Genomic DNA, 22021 nt, shown 5'->3' on the forward strand with positions numbered 1-22021 from the left:
AAGAATATGAAAGAGGAGATAAAATATTTAATTCAGTGTGCTTCTAAAAACATCTTAGATAAACGAATGGTAGCTAAAATAATATCTATAATGAGTAGTGCATTAAGTGAAAAAAATGAACAATTTGCAATTGTAGGAATTAGCGCGAATATGCCAAGAGCAGAGGATAAGAATAAATTTTGGGATGTTATAGCTAACTCTACGGATTGTATAGTAGACTTTCCAAAAGATAGAATGGATTTTGCAAAAAAATATCTTAACTATATAGGCTTTGATGATGACGTAATTTTTGCAAAAGGGGGGTACCTTGAAGGCATAGAAAACTTTGATTATTCGTTTTTTGGAATTACTCCTGCTGAAGCAAAATTAATGGATCCAAATCAAAGGTTATTTTTGCAAGAGGCTTTCAATTGTTTGGAAGATGCAGGGTATGGTAATAAGGTATTGTCAGGAAAAAATGTTGGCGTATTTGTAGGATATGATAATTCTACAGTAAATGAGTATCGTCAGATTATTTCTGATGTATCACCTGAAGCATTAACACTGGCACTTGCAGGGAATATAGTACCTGCGATTGCTAGTAGAATATCCCATATATTAGATTTTCATGGACCAGCAATGGTTATAGATACAGCTTGTTCATCAGCATTGCTTGCCGTTCATATGGCATGTATGTGTATACAAAGCAATCAATGTCAATCAGCAGTTGTAGGTAGTGTAAAGTTAAGTATGTTACCTATAGTGATAGGCGAAAAGTTGGGTGTAGAGGCAGGAGATTGGAAAACTAAAGCTTTTGATGACAGTGCAGATGGAACGGGTGTTGGTGAAGGTGTTGGTGCAATTTTTATTAAACCTTTAAAAAAGGCCATTAAAGATGGCGATGACATTTATGCTGTGATTAAGGGCGGGGTGAGTAATCATGATGGAAATTCAATAGGACTTACTGCTCCAAACCCATTAGCTCAAGAAAAAGCTATTTTAGGTGCTTGGGAAAATGCAGGAGTTAAGGGGGATACTATATCGTACATAGAGGCTCATGGAACAGGTACAAAGATAGGAGACCCAATAGAGATTCAGGGTTTAACAAAATCATTTTTAAAGTATACAGATAAAAAACAATTTTGCGCTATAGGTTCTGTAAAAACAAATATTGGGCATTTGGATCATGCATCTGGGATTGCATCTATAATAAAAGTTGCGTTAGCCTTAAAAAAAAGAAAATTACCACCTACATGTAACTTTAAATCACCAAATAGGATAATTAACTTTATTAACTCACCATTTTATGTTAATACAAAACTTAGAGAATGGGAGTGTGGTGAAACACCTCTAAGATGTGGTATAAATTCATTTGGATTAAGTGGAACTAATGTTCATTTAGTATTAGAGGAGGCTCCTAAAAAACAAAACTATAATAACAGTGGGATTTCAGTATTAGTGTTATCAGCAAAAAGTGAATTTTCATTAAAGAAATATCTAGGAAGTATGAGAATATTTCTTGAGGAAACACAAGAGAATTTTAATGATATATGTTATACAACGAATTGTTGTAGAGGGCATTATACATATCGGGTAGCAATTGTGGCTGATAGTTGCATGGACGCAGCTAAAAAAATAAATTATCTAGAAATGGAAAAGGATTTAGTAACACAAGGAGAACAGATTTACTATGGAATAGAAGATCAAACAAAGTATAAAAAAGAATTAATTGATGAAGATATTTTACAAACTACTGATGATATAAAAAAGAATATGCTTAGTGATTTAGCTAAAAAGTATTGTACAGGTATAGAAATAAATTGGGATAAGCTATATGAAAAACCTAGTAGAGTTCATCTACCACCTTATCCATTTGATATGAAGAAATGTGTAATTGAAATACCATATGTTGATAAGGATATAAGTAAAGTTAGAAAAGAAATATATGAGAAATCAGAAAAGAATATACTGGTTATTGGTAATTGTTCTGGTGTATCAGAAGAAGTTGTTTCAATAGTGGCAAATACTTGGGGAAATGTATTAGGAATTGATGAAGTAAATGTAAATGATAATTTATTCAAACTTGGAGGAGACTCCATTTTTGCAATGAAGGTCTTTAATATTTTAAAAAATCTTATTGGTGAGAAAGTGGAAATAAAAGATATAATGGGAAGCGGCGATTTTATAACTCTTGCAAAAACAATGGAAAGCAAGTTTGATAATAAAAACATAGGCGTGATTTCTCATAACAAAATTAATGAACATAGTTCAATTAATGAATATAAATTGACTCCGCAGCAAGAAAGGTTATTTTTAATTAATCTTATGGACAGTGATTCTAAAGCATATAATATGCCTACTGTTATGATAATTGAAGGTAAGATTGATATTAATAAGCTTGAAAATTCATTCAAAAAGCTTATTGCTTCTCAGGAAAGCCTTAGAACATCATTTAATGAAAATAATGGACAAGTATTTGCTAAAATACATAACAATGTTGACTTCTCTTTGGAAATTATTGAGTGTAATAATGGTGATTATGATAGTGCAATTGAAGAGTTCATTAAACCATTTGATTTTAATAAAGCACCTTTATTAAGAAATGGAATAATAAAGGTATTTGAAAATAAACATTTACTATTATTCGATATTCATCACATTATTTGTGATGGAATGTCAATAACTATATTAATTGAAGAATTAATGAAGTTTTATATTGGAGACAATGAAAGGGCAACTAAATTAAAATATAGTGATTATGCAATAGCTCTTAATAAGAAAAATGAAACAGGAGATTATAAGAAACAAGAAGAATTCTGGAAAAAGCAATTATCAGGAAAAATAACAAGGCTAAATATGCCAAATACTAAAATTCGTCCACAAGTACAACAATTTGAGGGGTTAAGAATATCAAAGGATTTGTCAAAAGAACTTACTGAATCAATTAAGGATTTAGCAAAAAATAATTTAACAACAACCTATAATGTGTTATTTGCAGCATTAAATATAATGATTAAAAAATACACAGATCAAGATGATATTATAATTGGTTCACCTGTGTCAGGTAGAAATGATTCACAACTTAACAATATAATTGGATTGTTTGTAAATACCGTAGTTATGCGTAATGAGGTTGTAGGTGAAGATACAGTATTAGATTTAATTAATAAAATAAAAAATAATACTATAAGTGTATATGAAAACCAAGAATTTCCCTTTGATAAAATGGTAGAATTATTAGATTTACCTAGGGATTTAAGCAGAAATCCGATATTTGATGTAATGTTTTCAATGCAAAATTTTTCACAAGCTTCAATGGATATAAAAGAATTAACAATTTCACCATATGCTTTTGAAAATAAAGTTTCTAAAGTAGACATTACAGTAAATGCTATTGAGAAAAGCGATATTATAAATTTAGAAATTGAATTTTCTACAGCTTTATTTGAAAGAAAAACAATAGAGAGAATGATGGGGAATTTATTCAACATATTAGATGAGATGGTGAAAAAACCCGAAACAACTATTGATAAACTAGATATGCTTACTAAAGAGGAATTAAAAGAATTAAAAGTGTTTGGAACTTGCATGACAAGTTATAATGAGACTTTAACAATAGACAGGCTAATAGAAACACAAGTAAATCTTACACCAAATAAGGTAGCATTAATCATCAACGACGAAAAAATAAGTTACATAGAGTTAAATGAAAGAGCTAATTCTCTTGGAAATGAACTTTTATTAAGAGGTGTTGATAAATCAGGGTTTATCGCCATAGTGGCAGAACGATCCATTGAGATGATCGTTGCGTTGTTAGCTATTATAAAAATTGGGGCAGCATATGTTCCAATAGATCCATACTATCCTAAAAAAAGAATAGAATTTATGATTAAGGATAGTGGAGCTACAAGTGTATTACATTATTGCAGTGATAAGAGTATTATTATTAATTTTGCTAATTCCATAGATCTTTCAAAAGAAAACAATTATTCCAAAAATTTCAATTCTCCAAATGTTAGTATTGATGAAAATAGTCCAATGTATATGATATATACATCAGGTTCAACAGGCGTACCTAAAGGTGTAATATTGACACATAAGAACGTAAATAATTTTATTAATGGTATTACACGGATTATAGACATTAATGAAAATAACAAAATATTGAGTGTTACAACTTTTGGTTTTGATATTTTTGTATTAGAAAGCTTTTTAATGTTGTCAAAAGGTGCCACTATTGTGTTAGCATCTGATGAACAAATAAATAGTCCTCAATTACTATGTCAGCTTATTGATAAAAATGATGTTAATATTTTACAGGCGACTCCTCTAAGAATGAAATTAATTTTAAATGAAGAGAATTCAACAGCATTTAGAAAACTTAGAACTATTTTAATTGGCGGAGAGGCATTTCCTTTAGAACTGTTAAAAAAATTAAATAAATATGATAAATTAAGAATATACAATATGTACGGACCTACTGAAACAACTGTATGGTCAACAGTTAAAGAACTAACAAACCTGGATTATATTACAGTTGGAAAGCCAATAGCAAACACAAATTGTTGCATAGTAGATACGAAGAATAAATTAGTACCTATTGGTTCAGTTGGAGAACTAATTATTGGCGGAGATGGAATTTCAAAGGGTTATCACAATAGATCACAATTAAATAAAGATCGGTTTATACATATGGATTCTCATAGTTTCGGAATGATGTATAAAACAGGGGATACTGCAAGATGGCGTAATGATGGTGAAATTGAAGTTTTAGGTAGAAATGATAATATGTTTAAAATTAATGGCTATCGAATAGAACTAGGCGAGATACAGAGTTGCATTGCACAACATGGAGCTATAAAAGAAGTTGGTGTTGTAACTGATGATAAAGATTATATTCTGGCATATTATGTAGAAAACTTTAAAGTTTCCTCAAAAGAGATTAGAGATTACGTATCAAATAAGTTACCAAATTATATGATTCCTAATAAATTTATCACATTAAATAGTTTACCACATACACCAAATGGAAAATTGGATTTGAAAGTTTTAAAAAGTATGAAAGTAGAGGGGGAAGAAATAAATAAGAAATCAATTTTACCACCTAATAATAAATTACAAAAATTATTGGTTGACTCATGGAAAAGAGTTTTAGAAGTAGATGAAGTAAGTGTTGACGATAATTTTTTTGAGCTTGGTGGTAATTCTATGAAGGTAATAATGTTTATTGCAGATATGAAAAAATTTAATATAGATATTATTATCAATAATGTATTTAGTCATAACACCATTTTAGATTTAGAATATTATTTAAATTCCTTAGTAAAGAAAAATCTAATTAGCAATGGTACGGAAGTAAAGAAAAAAATATTTGAGACATTAAATTTAAATATAAACATTGTAGAGACAATCATAGATAATGAACAGTACATAATTTATTGTGTTGATGATTATAGCGAGGACAATAAACAAAAACTTTTAGAAGCCTTAAATAAATATGTAGATAAGGAAATTTATCCTCATTATATTATTTCTAGCGATAAAGCATTAGCATTAGGTATTGATAGTTTTGAAGGGGAAAGGATAATAAATATTAATCTAAATGATTTTGAGTCGAATTTACATATGCTGAAAATTAATTGCGAGACTATAATAAATGAAATTAATAATAAACATAAAGAGTTTGAAAAGGCTGTATTAATTGGTGAGGTAGAAAAAGAATATAGATTAGCACCAATTCAATATTTTTTCTTAGATAGTGAAAGATACTCGGGCACACTGTTACATTTTGATGATGTATTAAATATCGATATATTTAATAAAGCAATACAGGCACTACTTATTAATCAAGGTATTTTTAGATCAACACTAGTAAAGAGAAATGATATATTGTTTTGGAGTCAACACGAATTAATAAATAATGTACAAGCTCCCTATATAGATATCAGTAATGTAACAAAAGAAAGTAAAGTAAATCTCATGAGAAATATTGCAAGTGACTATTATTTTAAAAGTTATGAACAAATTTCTAGATGTGTGCATAATACAGCAAACAGTAACTATGAAAATAGTTTGTTATATAGAACTTTGCTTGTTAAATCAACTGAAAGAGACTTCTATTTATTTTTACCAGTAAATCATGCAATATTTGATGCGATGAGTGGAGAAATTGTTAAGGGCAGTATTAATGAATTTTATAATAGAATTTTAGACGGTGAAGTAATTGGAATGGAAAATAGTAACCAATATCAGAATTTTATTGAACAGATAAGAAAAGGACCTGTAAATATAAGTGACGAAGAGTTAGTTAAAAAATTAGAAGTTGGTAAATATGTACAATACACTAATTTGCTAAATGAAAAGATAAATAAATATAATCGTGATAAAAGTACTTATATAAAGTTTGAAATTGAAAAACAAGAGGGTGTAAGTGAGGATAATGCATGGGAGGTTGCATTTGAAGTACTTAATATATTTATTCAAGATTATATGGGAGTGAAGAATCTTCCGATAATGTTTTATTATTATGGACGTAATTATGAGAATAAGGGGTATTTCGACACAGTTGGAGAATTTATTGATATGATACCAGTATTTATTGATGGAAAATTAGAGCTTTCTAATATGGTACAGGTAACTCAAGATGCAATAGCTCTTTCTGAAACCCATAATATTAATTTTTCAAATTTAGCAACTAATAAGTCACAACAAGTAAGGACACCTAAGATATGCCGATTTGTTACAGAAACAAATGAAAAATCATCTATAGTGTTTAATTTTCAAGGCAAGCTTGAAGAAAAAGAAATGAAATTATTTGAAGACGTATTATATGAAAGATTAATGCATGAGCTAAATATGGAGGAATCAGTAAATATACACTTTATGACTAGATATTCAAATAATAAAATACAAGTGGATATAAATATTCCATTTGATACGCAAGATAATACAATAATTGAGTTTTTTAAAAGCAATATAGAAAATATTAAAGAGTGCAAGGAGATTAAATATGGTAAATAAAACTGTTTCAAATGAAATTTATATTAAAAAATTTCCGAAAAAAAACATACCTATTTTGTTTTTAAGTAGATTTATTAGTGATTTGGGATCAGCCGTATTTAAATTTGCATTAAGTCTTTATATTTTAGACGCTACAGGATCACCAGCAATATATTCACTTATTTTGACACTGAGTATGATGCCAGGGATATTAATTAGTATAATTGCTGGAACAATTATAGATAAATATGACAAGAAAAAGATAATACTTTGGGCAGATATTATTAGCAGTATTTTAGTTTTGAGTATGTTTATATCATTAGAAATGATAGGAAATAATATTTTCATTCTAGGAATATGCGTTGTTAGTGTAAGTGTAGTTCAATCATTTTTGAATTTGGGTATTAATTCCTGTCTAGCGAACATTGTAGAAGAGGACGAGCTTCCAAAAGCAAATTCATTTTTTCAAGGTATGGGTGCTATTATAACAATTCTAGGCCCAGTAATTAGTGCACTGCTTTATAAGGTAATAGGAATTAAACTAATAATGTGTATAGATGGAGTTTCTTATATTATAGGAGCTATTCTTACATTTTCATTAGTATTTACAAGCAATAGAAATTATAACGAACATGAGACTGATAAATTTATCGATAATTTAAAATTTGTATTCAAATATGTTAAAGAAACAACTGGTATAAAGTTTTTTATGATTATATTAGCAATATTAACATTCGTGTATTCTCCACTTACAATGGTCGCAATTCAATATATTATGAGAATTGAGATAGTATCATCAGAATATCAGTTATCGTTTATACTTGCAGCATTAGGTATAGGAGTAATTGCAGGTGCAATTTCAGTAGGTATAATAAAAAATACTAACTCAGTCCTAAGAAAATTACCAATTTTATTTTTGCTTTTAGGTATTAGTGTAATTGCGTGGGTTATACCAGTTAGAATAGAGTATGCAATTAAGAATCAACAAACTATTTTAAACGTACCAAATTTTATTCAAGGTATTTTAAGTGGATGGAATACTTGGAACACTACTATAATTTTTTCTGTAATAATGTTTTTTATGGGTGTACTATACACAATGATAATTGTTCCAACCTATACTTATCTTCAATTAAATGTTCCGGAGAATATGAGAGGCAGGATTTTTGGAATAGCGACAACAGCATTGAGTATTTCTGGTCCACTAGGGGTTGTTATTTATGGACAACTTCTACAAAACTTTAATTCAATAATAGTAATCGTAGTGTCAGCAGTATCAATTTTAATGGCAATCTTAATATCGGTATTTAGTAAAGATTTCAATAGTTTTAGAAAGTCAGTAAATATTCAATAAATGGTGAATAATTAGGAGGGGAAAATGAAACTTATATTAAAATATTTTTTATACAACATATGGAATAAAAAGTTAAGATCTTTTATCATTATCTTTTCTATAATGATTACAACATTGTTGGTAATGGCTAATTTAGGTATAAATAATTATTTCATGGCCACATATGATACAAATGTTAAGTATTTATTAGGAAATATAGATATTGTTATAAGTGCATCAAAAAATAGTGATGAATTAATTAAGCAAGGTAGTATAAAACTTAATAGCAGCGATGTTAAAAATAGTTCAGAAATATTTGGTGGACTCGGAAAAATTAAAAATAAAGCTGGGAAAAATATAAAGATAAATATTATTGGTGCAGATACAAATGAACTTAAGAAATTAAAAGTTATTGATAATGAGGAAAATGATAATAATAACGGAATTGTAATATCTAAAAAGGCATTAAACTATTTAGGGGTCAATATAGGATCAGAACTTGAATTGGATGTGCTGGGACAAAAATATAGGAATACTGTAGTAAACGTAGCTGATAACAGTGGAGTGCTTGCTAAGGATGATGAAAATAACATTACTATGGTATTACCTAAAAAAATTGTAGAACAATTTTATCATTCGGAAAATAAAATAACCAACATATATGTAGCTGTAAAGGATGGTAAAGATATAAATAATGTTATGAAAAATATAGAGAATGATAACAGCGGTATAGATGCACAGGCTACACATTCAATTGAGGATTATAAAACTCAAACTGACTCTATATCATTAGCTTTATTATTTGTATTGGTAATTACAATATTTATAAGTGTATATTTAATTTCATTTCTATTTAAGGTAATGGGAGCAGAACGAATAAGCGTAATTGGGACTTTTCAAAGTGTAGGAGCAACTAAAGGTGAGATAAGCCTATTGTTTATTGGTGAAAGTTTAATTTATGGAATTTTAGGATTTATATTAGGGATAGGGGTAAGTAATTTTACACTATCAAATATATATTCTATGCTAAATCAATTTCAGACAAGTAATACAAATGCTATTCCTATAATGGAACCAGTTAATATACTAATAGCTTTTGCTGTTGCTGTAGGGATATCTTTGATTAGTAGTTTAACTATAACTTTCAATATTAATAAAATTCAAGTGAAAAATCAAATAATAAATACATTAAAGCTAACAAAAGATGTAAGCATTGCTCATGTAGCTTTTGGAATAATAAGTTTTGGCGTAAGTGCAGGATTGTATTTTTACAACAAAAACTACAATAGTATTATAGGTGCAATAAGCTTTTTATTTTTAATAATAGGGGGAATTTTAATTTCCTCAATTGTAGTTAATATTTTCACATTGCTTGTATCAAAGACATTAGGTAAGTTTAGTGGCACACTGAATTTGGCAATGAAGAATTTGGAAACGGATAAATTTTTACAAGGAAATATAACACTAATAACTGTTATGATAACGATGATATTAACTATATCCATAGTAATTACGAGTGTTCAATCGTCAATGGTGTCAATGCTTAATCAGAATGATTTTGACGTATCTATTACTAGCATTAGTTCAGATATTAAAACTTACGACAGGATCAGTAAAATAGATGGTGTTAATAAAATGTATTATGAATATTTAGCATTTCCTAAAGCTGAAGCAGCTGAAGCAGGTACACAAACTCTCGGAAATTTAAGTTTAATTGGAATGTCAAAAGATCAACAATTTAGTGATTTTCATAAGAATGGAGTAAAGTATGATAAGAAGTTGGCTGAAAAATTACAAGATGGCGATTATATAATGGTTGATTCTTTCTTTGCAGATAAAAACAATTTAAAAATTAGAGATAAATTATTGGTTACTTATGATTCTGAAAAACTAACAAAACGAAAAAGTAAATATGAGATCATAGGTTTTCTAGACTCTTCTGGGTTTGCAACAACAAGGGATGCAGCAATTATAAGCCTTGATAATATGAAGAGAAGCGTAACTAAAATACCATATCAAATACTTGTGAAATTATCAGATGATAAGAAGAAAAAGGCAACAAGTGATATTACTGATGAACTTATAGACACTCCTGCTGTTGTTAAAACAATTAATCAAAGTATAAATGATAGTATGCAAGGAGTAGATGGATTGATTTCGGTTTTAAGCGTATTAATGGCCCTAGTTTTTGTTTTAGTTGGATTCGGAGTTGTTAATAATTTGTTTATTAGTTTCTTGCAGAGAAAACGTCAAATTGCAGTTTTAAGTTCTGTTGCAATGAGTAATCTTCAAATTACTTGTATGTTTTTTTTAGAAACTATAGCATTGTTTATAATTTCTTTAGGTTCTAGTTGCATATTAAGTTATACAATTTGCATTATGCTTCCTAAAATGCTTTGGGGAACAGGGCTTGCATTTAAATTTTTGTATTCATGGAAAGTATTTGGTATTGTAGCAATTGTATTATTTATACTAATGATTTTGGGTACTATAATAACTTCACTAGGATTAATACGTATGAAAATTATTGATGAATTGAAATATGAATAGAATAATATATGTAGGAGATGGAGTGAATGAAAGACATAATATTAAAAACTGAAAATTTATTTAAAACAGTTACTATAGGAAAAGAAAATACCAATATATTAAATGATGTGAATTTAGAAGTTGAAAAAGGAGAATTCATTTCAATTATGGGCCCATCAGGGTGTGGGAAGAGTACATTACTATATTTATTAGGAGGATTAGATAAACCTTCCGAAGGGAACGTTATATTAAATAATCAAGATATTAATAAATTATCTAATTCTAAAAAGAGTAGATTACGTTGCTCAGAACTAGGTTTTGTATTTCAATTTTATAATCTTGTCCCAGGATTAACTGTAGAGGAAAATATATTACTTCCAGTAGTAATGGCAAGAGAAAAGAGAGCGGATGTGAAGGAAAAGTTAGAGGAATTACTTAAAATAGTTAACTTGACAGATAAAAAAAAGCTTCGTCCTCATCAGCTTTCAGGAGGACAGCAACAAAGAACAGCAATTGCACGTGCACTTATAACAAATCCTAGTGTACTTCTAGCAGACGAACCAATTGGAAATTTAGATAGTGTATCTGGAAACGAAGTAATGAAACTTTTTAAAAGGATAAATGATGAACAAAAAGTTACGATAATTCAAGTTACTCACTCAAATGAATCTGCAGAATATGGAAATAGAATAATTAGAATGCGTGATGGACGGATTATTAACCATAGAGATGGAGTTGTAACGAATGAATAATAAAAAGATAGCAGCACTGTTTCCAGGACAAGGTTCACAATATATTGGAATGTGTAATAAGTTTGCAGACAATAAATGTGTAAACTTAATATTAGAACAAGCATCGAATAAATTAAATATTGATATAAAGAAAATGTGTAATGAAGAAAATAAGGATATTTTCAAAACTGAATTTGCACAGCCAATTATATTAACTGTAAGTTATATTATGTACAAGCTTTATAGAGAACTTGGAGGGGACGTACCAGATATAGCATTAGGACATAGCTTGGGAGAGTTTTCAGCATTGACATGTGCAGGGTGTATAAGTTTTGAAGATGCATTGGAACTTGTGAGCATGAGAGGTAAATTAATGAGTACTGTAGACAATGGCTATGCTATGACTGCAGTAGTTAATGTTAGTTATGAAAATCTTGAAAAAGTAATAGCAAAAATGAATGAAAAAATATATATATCCAATTATAACTCTCCAACTCAAGTTGTTATATCTGCTAAGGCAGATATTATTGGAAAATTTGAAAAAGAAATTGAAATATTAGGTGGGAACACAAAAAGATTAAAGACATCTCAACCGTTTCATACTGAAATTATGCAGGGTGTTGCAATTAAATTTGAAGAGTATATAAATAAATGTAAATTTTCAGAGCCAGAGTTTCATGTAATATCTAATGTAACAGCGGAAGTACATAAGGAAGAATTAATTAAAAAAAGACTTATACAGCAAATATACAAGCCAGTAAATTTTACTCAATGTATGAAAACTTTGAGAAGGAGAGGCATAGAGAATGCCATAGAATTTGGGGCGGGGAATGTATTAACGAGGATAGCTATTCAAAATTACAATGAGATATCAGCATATGCAATGGATGAATATGCTGATAGAAAGCAGCTTAATGACTTAATTAAATTTAATAAGAATAAATCAGTATCATTATTATATATAGTAAATTTATGTTTAGCTGAAGTAACAGGAACAAAATTTGAAAATTATATAGTTGAAGCACATAGAGGGTTAAATGAAAATTATAAAAAACTTGAGTTAATTCGTAATAATTTAGAACAGTCCAATAGTTTAAGTCATGAAAATATAGAGGAAAAGTGTGTTGAGTTATTAAAAAAATGTTTAATGTTAAAAAATGTTCCTATGAACGAGCAAAATAGTATATTAACGAACATAACATCATCTTTTAATGTATATAAGGAGCGTGAATATGAATTATAAAACAATTACGGAAGCCGTACTTGATCTTGATAAATGTAGAGAAGAGTCAATAACCTTTATTCTCCATAATGATGAATATAAAGTTAAGTATTCAGATATTTTAGGAAAAGGTAAGCAAGTTTTACACATGATACAGAAGAACGGATTAGTTAAAGGAGATACACTAATTTTTCAGTTCGACGATAATGAACAATTCGTAGTTACATTTATAGCGTGTATTATAGGTGGAATTATTCCTGTGCCTATTGATAGAATACAAAATAAATTTAACATAGAAAGAATTAAAGGGATATTACAAAAGATGCCTAATTCATGGATTATTACAAGTGATTATGTATTAAATAGTGTCTTACAAATTATTGAACATACAGATGATAGTGCATTGATAGAAAAATTTGAAAAACAAGCCATTAGATACGAAAATTATACTGAATTTAATGAATCACAAAAAATTTGCAACCCTAAAGAAGATGATATTTGCTTAATACAATATTCATCAGGTTCAACTAGTCTACCAAAAGGAGTTCAAGTGACACATAAAGCGCTGATTTCAAATGTATCAGGCATTTATGAAGCCGTTGGCGGTACAAAAGAAAGTGAAATATTAACATGGACACCATTAACACATAATTTAGCGTTAATACCTTTTGTGGTACTGCCTTTAGTATATAAAGTTAACACTCATATAATGCAAACATCAATGTTTTTACAAAATCCACTTAATTGGTTACAAAAAATTGATGAGCACAAAATAACTTTTTCTGCAACACCAAACTTTGCATTTAAGTATGTATTACAAGCAATTCAAAAGCTAGGACTTCCTAAATTCGATTTATCATCATTAAAAGTTATTTTTAATGGTGGAGAGCAAATTTCTTTTGAGGCATGCGAAAGTTTTGTAAATATATTAAAACCGTTACAGTTATCACACAATTCAATTATTTCTGTGTATGGAATGTCAGAAGCAACGGTTTGCGTAACTATATCCCCTGTTAATGAACATATTTATGCAGGATATTATAAACGTGAAAGTTTAATTGGTGGAAAAAAGGTTGAGTTAGGTGATGAACAAAGTAATGACATCTGTCTGGTAGATGTTGGATATCCTTTGAATGGAATACAAATTAGAATCTGCGATAACAATAAAGTTTTAGTAGAAGAAGGAGTGGCGGGTGAAATTCAGTTGAGGGGAGACGCTTTGACTCCAGGATATTACGAGTTAGAAGAGGCTACGAAAAATCTTTATACTGATGATGACTGGTTAAAGACTGGAGATATTGGTTTTTTAAATAAGGGTAGATTAACTATTATAGGCCGTGAAAAGGATTTAATAATTGTTAATGGAAAAAATATCTACTGTCATGATGTTGAGAAATATGTAGAAGACTCAGGAGAATGTATAGAATTACAGGTAGTAGCTGTGGCAGCTTTTGATTCTATCTCACAGCGAGACAGAGCAGTTATATTTATTGAAAGTGATATAACATTTGATCAATTTAAAATTATGGCACTCCGAATAAAAGCATATATGGCATTAAACTATGGTTTAATAATTGATGATATTTTACCAGTGAGTAGTATACCTAAAACACTAAGTGGTAAGAAACAACGTTACAAATTAGCAGAGGATTATAAAAAAGGTGAATTTAACCAAATAAAGCAACAAATTAATACTATAGATTGCGGATCTAAATATTTAAAAAGTCCTAAAACTGGAACAGAAGAGATACTTTTTAATATATGGTGTGATGTTTTGAAAAATGATAAGTATGGAGTTGGTGATAATTTCTTTTTATTAGGTGGAAATTCTATTAAAGTTATTGCTATGGTTGGGTTAATAAAAGAAAGATTAAATAAGACGATCCCTGCATCTGTAATATTTAAAAATCCTACTATAGAAAGTTTATCTGTTATTATAGATAAAATGAATAGTGAAAATAATTTTACATTGAAGAATAATCCTAAAGAAGAGTATTATCCATTAAGTAAAGAACAACTTAGAATTTACATTAGTGCATGTCTTGCAGAAAATAATACTGTGTATAATATTCCTATAGCTGCAAGGATATACAATTGTTTGATTGATCCAGTAAAGGCTCAAAATATTATTAATATGTTAGTTCAAAAGTATGAAATTTTACGTACTAGCATAGAACTTGTGAATTTATCTCCTATGCAAAAGGTGCACAATAACGTTGAGATAAATGTTGGGTATAGGGAAATAGATGAAGAAGAGTTAAAGCTCGTTATTGAAACATTTGTAAGACCATTTAACTTAACAGAATCTCCTTTAATGCGTTTAGAAATAAATAATGTCGAAAATGATACGATTATTTTAATAGATATGCATCATATTATTAGCGATGGTACAACTATTTCACTTTTTTTAAATGAATTTTTAAATATATATTATGGAGGAGAACTTCAGCCACCAAGATTCCAATTTAAAGATTATGTAGATTATCAAAATAGTTCGGAATATGATTTAAAAATTCAAAAAATGGAAAAATATTGGATTGAACAATTTAACACAGAGGTATCACCAGTATATTTACCGGAGGATTTTGATAGATTAAAAGTTAAAAGATATAATGGTAAAAGAATAAGCTTTCAGTTAGATAAAGAAATTATAACAGAGGTATTAAATATAGGAAATAAATATAATGTAACTGAATTTATGACATTTTTATCTATATATAATATTTTTATAAATCTTTATACTGGAGAAAATGATATTGTAATTGGAACACCTGTGGCGGGGAGACATTTAAATGAAATTCAAGATATGTTAGGTGTGTTTATAAATATGGTTCCAATACGTAATAATTTTAATGATGAAGTGAAATTTAGTGAATTGTTAAAAATTGTATCAAATAACGTAATAAATGCACTTGATAAGGGAGAATATCCTTTTGATATGTTAATTAAAAAGTTAGGAATTAAGACGGATTCTAGTACAACGCCCTTATTTAATATAGCATTTGTTTATCAGAATTTTATGTATCCTGAAGTTCAAGGGATAAGATATACTTTAAAAGATGTTAATACATCTACATCACAATATGATTTATTATTAACAATTTATACGTTAGATGATGGATTTAAATTTGAATTTGAATATGATACTGATTTATTTAAAGATGAAACTATTGTTCAATTTATTAATTCATTTTATGACATTATTAATCAAATAACACAAAATCCAGAAATTAATATTAATAAAATACAAATCTATGGAAAACAAAATAGTAAAGTAACTATCCATATGTTAAAATAACATCTTGCTCTCATGTAATTTATTAAAGCAGGTTTTAAATTCATGAAGGGCATATGCGACCTGGTCATACGTTTTTATAACAGGAGTTAAATCAAAATGGACATTAATATATTAAAAAAAATTATTAATCAAATGGAACAGTCATCAATTTCATATTTAGAATATAAAGATAGTAACATAAGTTTAAAACTTGCAATGCAAAAAAAACATAACATAAATGACGAAATTGCATGCGCTATAAAAAATAAAGATATTTATTTAATAAAATCAAAGTACGTTGGAATTGTAAAAATCATAGATAATGAAAGCCATCAACCATTTGTTACTCTAGGACAAATGGTTGAAGTAGGTGATTTATTGTGCGTTATAGAATATCTAAACTTGTTTATTCAAATAAAATCTTGTGTATGTGGATATGTTAGTGAAATATGTGTTAGAAATCTATCAATGATTCAATATGGCGAAGTTCTATTTAAGATTGTTATGTAAGAGTCAAATTTAAGGGATTATATAAAGAAGTAACAAGATTATGTTGCTTCTTTATTTTTATGGACTTAAAGTAGTTACATTGGGCATAATATCGTTAATACATATTTGATAGGAGTTGTTGTAGCTATGACTAAACTAGGCACTATTAAACAAAACAAAAAACCTAACAGATTAATTAATGAAAAGTCTCCATACCTTCTGCAACATGCATATAACCCAGTAAGTTGGAATCCCTCGGGTGAGGACGCCCTTACCAAAGCAAAAGATAAACCAATCTTCCTTTCAATCGGTTATTCAACTTGCCATTGGTGTCATGTAACCTAAAGACTGCAATTTATGACAAAGAAGAAACCATTTAAAATCAATGTATTAAGATGCTTTTGCACTAAAACTTCAATTCCTATATAAGCACTAACTTAATTGTAGGTATTGTTTTTTTATGCCTTTTTAAATTGTTATTAAATAATATAGTTACAGAACAATTACTATTAACTAAAGCTGTGTATGTTATATATATGTAAGCGACAAATAACCCGTCACCTAAAATAATGTAATAATACTCCTATGAAGACGAGGAGTATTATTACATGAATAAAAGAAAATTTGAGGCACAATGGATGACATTAGTAGTAATTTGAAAAAAACTTGACATGCAACTAAAAGGTTGCTAATATAAAACTATGGATAAAATATTTAGTGCTCTTGCTGACAAGTCACGTCGTTACTTATTAGATCTGCTTTATGAAAAGAATGGTCAATCTCTTTCTGAACTATGTTCCCGGCTTGAAATGTCAAGACAGGCAGTATCAAAACATCTTTTAATACTAGAAAACGCCGATATTATAGTACCCATATGGAGGGGGAGAGAGAAGATTCATTATATTAATACTGTTCCATTAAGGCTAATTTCTTTGAGGTGGATAAATAAGTTTGATGAAATAAGAATTGAAGACTTGATGGAATTGAAAGGAAATCTTGAAAAATAAACTAAGGAGGATATTATGGAAGGATTTATGTATCAAATAGTTATATCGACCAGTGCGGAGAAAGTATGGGAAGCTCTTATTAAACCTGAATATACAAAAAAATATTGGTTCGGACGCAGTGTAATTTCTAAATGGAATGTTGGTTCCTCTGTATCAGTTATTACACCCGAAGGAAAAGAGGAAGTGAGAGGCGAAGTTATTGAATATAACCCAAACAAAAGACTTTCCTATACTTGGAAAAAGTTTCAAGAAAATACTGAAGAAAAGATCACAACAGTGGTTTTCGAAATACAAGAGATGGGACCCTTAACAAAATTAACGATTTTGCAAGATATAAATGCTGAAGATGCAAAATTCCAGCAAGCTGCTGCTGGATGGACTTTTATTCTTTGTGGAATAAAAACTCTATTAGAAACAGGAGAACCACTTCCGTCGCTTCCTTGGGAGCACTGATAAAGAAAATTGAATATAAAAAAATAACTTAGTATCTTGGATTAAAGAATGATACTAGGTTATTTTTATGGAAGGCTGGTTATATCTGACTGATAAAATGATGTTAATCGGGCGTTTGCATTAGAAATTATGAAATAAGATAAAACTTTCTTTACGGACGACACAAGTGTTTTTGTATTGATATAGGTATGCAACACAAAATTAAACCACTTGGATAAAATGTTATTCTTTATTTTTATGGACTTAAAGTAGTTACATTGGGCATAATATCGTTAATACATATTTGATAGGAGTTGTTGTAGCTATGACTAAACTAGACACTATTAAACAAAACAGAAAACCTAACAGATTAATTAATGAAAAGTCTCCATACCTTCTACAACATGCATATAACCCAGTAAGTTGGAATCCCTGGGGTGAAGACGCCTTTACCAAAGCAAAAGCAGAAGATAAACCAATCTTCCTTTCAATCGGTTATTCAACTTGCCATTGGTGTCATGTCATGGAGAAAGAATCTTTTGAAAATGAAGAAGTAGCAGCTATTTTAAATAAATATTTTGTATCAATAAAGGTAGATAGAGAGGAACGCCCAGATATAGACAGTATTTATATGACCGTATGCCAAACTTTAACTGGAAGTGGTGGATGGCCCTTAACTATTTTTATGACACCAGATAAAAAGCCATTTTATGCTGGTACGTATTTTCCAAGGGAAAGTAGACATAGAATGCCAGGCATAAAGGATGTACTGAATTCTATAGCACAGCAGTGGAATGAAGAAAGAGAGAATATTATAGCATCTAGTGAAAAAATAGTAGAGCATATAAAAAACATTGATAAAAAGGTTAATCTAGTAGAACTAGGAGAAGAAATAGGCGAGGATGAAATACATAATGCATATAATAGCTTCAAGGGTGTATTTGATTGTGATTATGGTGGATTTGGAAGGTCTCCAAAATTTCCAGCGCCTCATAACTTGCAATTTTTATTGAAATACTGGAGAAATTATAATGAGCCTAAAGCATTAGAGATGGTAGAAAAAACTTTGGAAGCTATGTATGAGGGCGGGATTTTCGACCATATAGGGTTTGGATTCTCAAGGTATTCCACAGATGGGAGATGGCTCATACCTCACTTCGAAAAAATGTTATATGACAATGCACTTTTAGCTACAGTATATATTGAGGCTTTTGAAGCTACAGGCAAAGTATTCTACAAACAAGTAGCTGAAAAAATATTTATTTATATCTTAAGGGATATGACCTCTCCAGAGGGTGGCTTTTACTCAGCAGAGGATGCAGATAGTGAGGGAGAAGAAGGCACATATTATTTATTAACATTAAAGGAAATAGGTTTAGTTTTAGGTGAGGAGCTTTATGAAACCTATTGTAAACGCTATAATATAACGGTTGAAGGTAATTTTGAAGGTAGGAATATTCCAAATCTTATTGGCAAAAAAAGTAGCTCTAAGATAGATGAAAAAATAGAACGCAAATTAGAAGAAATGAGACAAAAGTTATTTGAATATAGGGAAAAAAGAATTCATCCTTATAAGGATGACAAGATATTAACTTCCTGGAATGGGCTTATGATTGCGGCGCTCGCTTATGGTGGAAGAATTTTTGAAAATAGCGATTATATTACCCAGGCAGAAAAGGCTATGGATTTTATTTTAAGTAACATGATTAATGAAAAAGGAAGATTAATGGCTAGGTACAGAGAAGGCGAAATAGCCCATTTAGGCTATTTAGAAGATTACGCATTCCTTGTGCATGCTTTAATTGAGTTATATGAAGCTACTTTTAATGTAAAATACTTAGCTAGAGCAATAGAGTTTAATGAAAATATGCTTAAGTTGTTTAAAGATGAAGAGCAAGGTGGATTGTTTTTATATGGAGTTGACGGAGAAGAACTAATTGTTAGGCCAAAAGATATATATGATGGTGCTATGCCATCAGGTAATTCAGTGGCTACTTTAAATATGTTAAGGCTTGCTAGATTAAGTGGTAATAGTGAATTAGAAAATGAGGCATACGGGCAATTTGAGGCTTTTGCTTCAAAGGTTAAAACTATAGAAAGTGCTCATGCTTATTTTATGACGGCACTATTATATAGCAAGATACCAGGAAAGGATATTATTATCGCAGGAGAGGGGCAGGGTAGTGTTACTAAAGCTATGATTAAAGAGATTAATAGTAATTACCTCCCATTTGCTACAGTAGTAATAAACACTGGCGATGAAAGGTTAAATTCCATTAATAATGAGTTAAGAGCACATAAACCTTTGCAGGGAAAGACTACTGCCTATATTTGTGAGAATTTTACTTGCAAAGAGCCAATTACTGATTTGAAAAAATTCTCTGAGTATATTAAGATTTATTAATATGCAAAACAAATGGTAAGTTGTATAATGAAATGACCGAAGAGTAACAAAAAATAAAGACTCAAGAGAAATACTCTTGTATAATGTTAAGTGACTAAACCAACATATACGGGAGGATTTCAAATGAGTCAATTAGATTTTATCACACAGAGCAGAAAAGGTAAACACATAACATACGAGGAACGCATAAAGTTAGAAGCTTTACACAAAATGGGACTTAATTCAACTCGTATTGCGGAGCAAATAGGTGGGCGCTCAGAACGTACAATAAGGCGTGAAATTGCTAAAGGAATTGTAGAACTATTGAATAGTGACTTAACCACTCGAATGGAATATAGCGCAGAAATTGGGCAGTCAGAGCATGACAAACAAGGTACCGCTAAAGGTCCTGCATTAAAAATAGGAAAAGATCATAAATTGGTGAAGTACTTAGAAAAAGCTATTGGTATAGATGGCGAATCTCCGTATGCAGCTATTCAAAATATCACAAATAAAGATCTACAATTTGAAACAACTATTTGCTTCAAAACTGTGTATAACTATTTGGATAATAATTTGTTTTTAAATATAAGTAACAAAGATCTGCCTGTTAAAAAGAATGCTAAAAAGAGAAACTATAAAAAAATAAGATCAGCGTATAACAATACCAAAGGAACTAGCATATCGGAGAGACCTGCAGCGGTAGCTGCACGTGATGAGATAGGCCACTGGGAAATGGACACTGTAGTTGGCAAACAGGGTACAAAAACTGTCTTGATGGTGTTAAGTGAAAGAGTAACTCGTAAGGAGTTAGTCTTTAAAATACCATCTAAATCACAGGCGGCTGTCGTGAAAGAATTGGACAAATTGGAGCGTAAAATGGGAATGTTATTCTCGAAAACATTTAAAACAATCACCTGTGATAACGGCTGTGAGAACCTTGATTTCGAGGGTATTGAGAACTCAGTAAGAAATAAACGAAAGAGAACTAAAGTATATTATGCTCACCCATATAGTTCATGGGAGCGAGGCACAAACGAAAATATCAATAAAATGATACGACGATTTATCCCAAAAGGTGTGGATATTTCAGCATTCTCTAAAAAACAAATTATGCAAATACAGCACTGGATCAACAATTATCCAAGAAGGATTTTCAACGGTTTATCTGCCAATATGATGGAACAGAAAACCATTACAACTTAACATTATATTTTTCTTGAAAATTTCGGACATTTTATATTGCAATCTACAATATGCAAAACAAATTGTAAAAAAATTGACAAATATGTACTGTAGTGATATAATTTAAGCTATTATTGAGTAATTATATAATTATATAATCATTAAATTCCATGAAAAGGACAGTACTTTCTTATTAATCTTAAAGCGAGCAAGGGTAGAGTGTAAGCCTTGTAAGGTATAGGAAGTTAAGTGGGCAACTATTTAACAAAATTAGTATTAAATTAATTTTAGGAAGAGAACCTTGGAGAAGCTGCCTGAACTAGTTAAAAGTATTTTTGACTCTTATAGGGTAAGCCGCGAGTAGCGTTAACACATTGAGTGGACTTTATAGTCAACTAGAGTGGTACAGCGGAAGTATAACCCGTCTCTTTATTTAGAGATGGGTTTTTGTTATA

Annotated in this window: 11 protein-coding genes and 1 pseudogene; all 12 read left to right on the forward strand. The window is 29.6% G+C overall.

Translation table 11 applies throughout. The features are described 5' to 3' along the window. Nucleotides 1–6 precede the first annotated feature (6 nt). The 12 genes and pseudogenes from KTC94_RS16400 (at nt 7) to KTC94_RS16455 (ending at nt 21587) form a co-directional block, all read left to right on the forward strand. The gene (locus KTC94_RS16400) at nt 7–6999 is read left to right on the forward strand and encodes a non-ribosomal peptide synthetase (RefSeq protein ID WP_220286720.1); all 6993 of its coding nucleotides are present in this window, start codon (nt 7–9) and stop codon (nt 6997–6999) included. Further along, a complete protein-coding gene (locus KTC94_RS16405; RefSeq protein ID WP_220286721.1) occupies nt 6989–8332 on the forward strand; it encodes an MFS transporter in 1344 nt (447 codons plus the stop codon). Before KTC94_RS16400 ends, KTC94_RS16405 begins: the two co-directional genes overlap by 11 nt. 24 nt (nt 8333–8356) lie before the next feature. Next, nucleotides 8357–10861 carry an ABC transporter permease gene (locus KTC94_RS16410; protein ID WP_220286722.1) on the forward strand — a complete coding sequence of 835 codons (2505 nt, stop codon included), beginning with the start codon at nt 8357–8359 and terminating at the stop codon, nt 10859–10861. Between the two features lie 26 nt (nt 10862–10887). Then, complete coding sequence (locus tag KTC94_RS16415; protein WP_216301680.1) at nt 10888–11592, forward strand: ABC transporter ATP-binding protein; 705 nt, start codon at nt 10888–10890, stop codon at nt 11590–11592. Beyond that, a complete protein-coding gene (gene fabD / locus KTC94_RS16420) occupies nt 11585–12814 on the forward strand; it encodes an ACP S-malonyltransferase (protein WP_220286723.1) in 1230 nt (409 codons plus the stop codon). The genes KTC94_RS16415 and fabD overlap by 8 nt, the downstream gene beginning before the upstream one ends. Then, a complete protein-coding gene (locus tag KTC94_RS16425) occupies nt 12804–16091 on the forward strand; it encodes a condensation domain-containing protein (protein WP_220286724.1) in 3288 nt (1095 codons plus the stop codon). The genes fabD and KTC94_RS16425 overlap by 11 nt, the downstream gene beginning before the upstream one ends. 96 nt (nt 16092–16187) lie before the next feature. Next, entirely contained in the window at nt 16188–16580 is a 393-nt protein-coding gene (locus KTC94_RS16430) for a biotin/lipoyl-containing protein (RefSeq protein ID WP_216301683.1), read from the forward strand. Nucleotides 16581–16706: 126 nt separating this feature from the next. Then, a pseudogene (locus tag KTC94_RS16435) lies at nt 16707–16898 on the forward strand (DUF255 domain-containing protein); the annotation flags it as partial. 362 nt (nt 16899–17260) lie between these two features. Continuing rightward, entirely contained in the window at nt 17261–17566 is a 306-nt protein-coding gene (locus KTC94_RS16440) for a helix-turn-helix transcriptional regulator (RefSeq protein WP_216301684.1), read from the forward strand. Nucleotides 17567–17581: 15 nt separating this feature from the next. Then, a complete protein-coding gene (locus KTC94_RS16445; RefSeq protein ID WP_220286725.1) occupies nt 17582–18019 on the forward strand; it encodes an SRPBCC domain-containing protein in 438 nt (145 codons plus the stop codon). A 304-nt stretch (nt 18020–18323) separates the two neighbouring features. Then, nucleotides 18324–20402: a thioredoxin domain-containing protein gene (locus KTC94_RS16450; protein ID WP_220286727.1), complete on the forward strand. Its 2079-nt coding sequence runs from the start codon at nt 18324–18326 to the stop codon at nt 20400–20402. A gap of 123 nt (nt 20403–20525) precedes the next feature. After that, the gene (locus tag KTC94_RS16455) at nt 20526–21587 is read left to right on the forward strand and encodes an IS30 family transposase (protein WP_220320590.1); all 1062 of its coding nucleotides are present in this window, start codon (nt 20526–20528) and stop codon (nt 21585–21587) included. Nucleotides 21588–22021: the final 434 nt, after the last annotated feature.

This window comes from Clostridium sp. CM028, from assembly GCF_030585565.1.
Lineage (GTDB): Bacteria > Bacillota > Clostridia > Clostridiales > Clostridiaceae > Clostridium_AD > Clostridium_AD estertheticum_B.

Coding starts and splice junctions, on each gene's coding strand:
- KTC94_RS16400 (WP_220286720.1), top strand. CDS start 7: ATGAAAGAGGAGATAAAATATTTAATTCAGTGTGCTTCTAAAAACATC.
- KTC94_RS16405 (WP_220286721.1), top strand. CDS start 6,989: ATGGTAAATAAAACTGTTTCAAATGAAATTTATATTAAAAAATTTCCG.
- KTC94_RS16410 (WP_220286722.1), top strand. CDS start 8,357: ATGAAACTTATATTAAAATATTTTTTATACAACATATGGAATAAAAAG.
- KTC94_RS16415 (WP_216301680.1), top strand. CDS start 10,888: ATGAAAGACATAATATTAAAAACTGAAAATTTATTTAAAACAGTTACT.
- fabD (WP_220286723.1), top strand. CDS start 11,585: ATGAATAATAAAAAGATAGCAGCACTGTTTCCAGGACAAGGTTCACAA.
- KTC94_RS16425 (WP_220286724.1), top strand. CDS start 12,804: ATGAATTATAAAACAATTACGGAAGCCGTACTTGATCTTGATAAATGT.
- KTC94_RS16430 (WP_216301683.1), top strand. CDS start 16,188: ATGGACATTAATATATTAAAAAAAATTATTAATCAAATGGAACAGTCA.
- KTC94_RS16440 (WP_216301684.1), top strand. CDS start 17,261: ATGGATAAAATATTTAGTGCTCTTGCTGACAAGTCACGTCGTTACTTA.
- KTC94_RS16445 (WP_220286725.1), top strand. CDS start 17,582: ATGGAAGGATTTATGTATCAAATAGTTATATCGACCAGTGCGGAGAAA.
- KTC94_RS16450 (WP_220286727.1), top strand. CDS start 18,324: ATGACTAAACTAGACACTATTAAACAAAACAGAAAACCTAACAGATTA.
- KTC94_RS16455 (WP_220320590.1), top strand. CDS start 20,526: ATGAGTCAATTAGATTTTATCACACAGAGCAGAAAAGGTAAACACATA.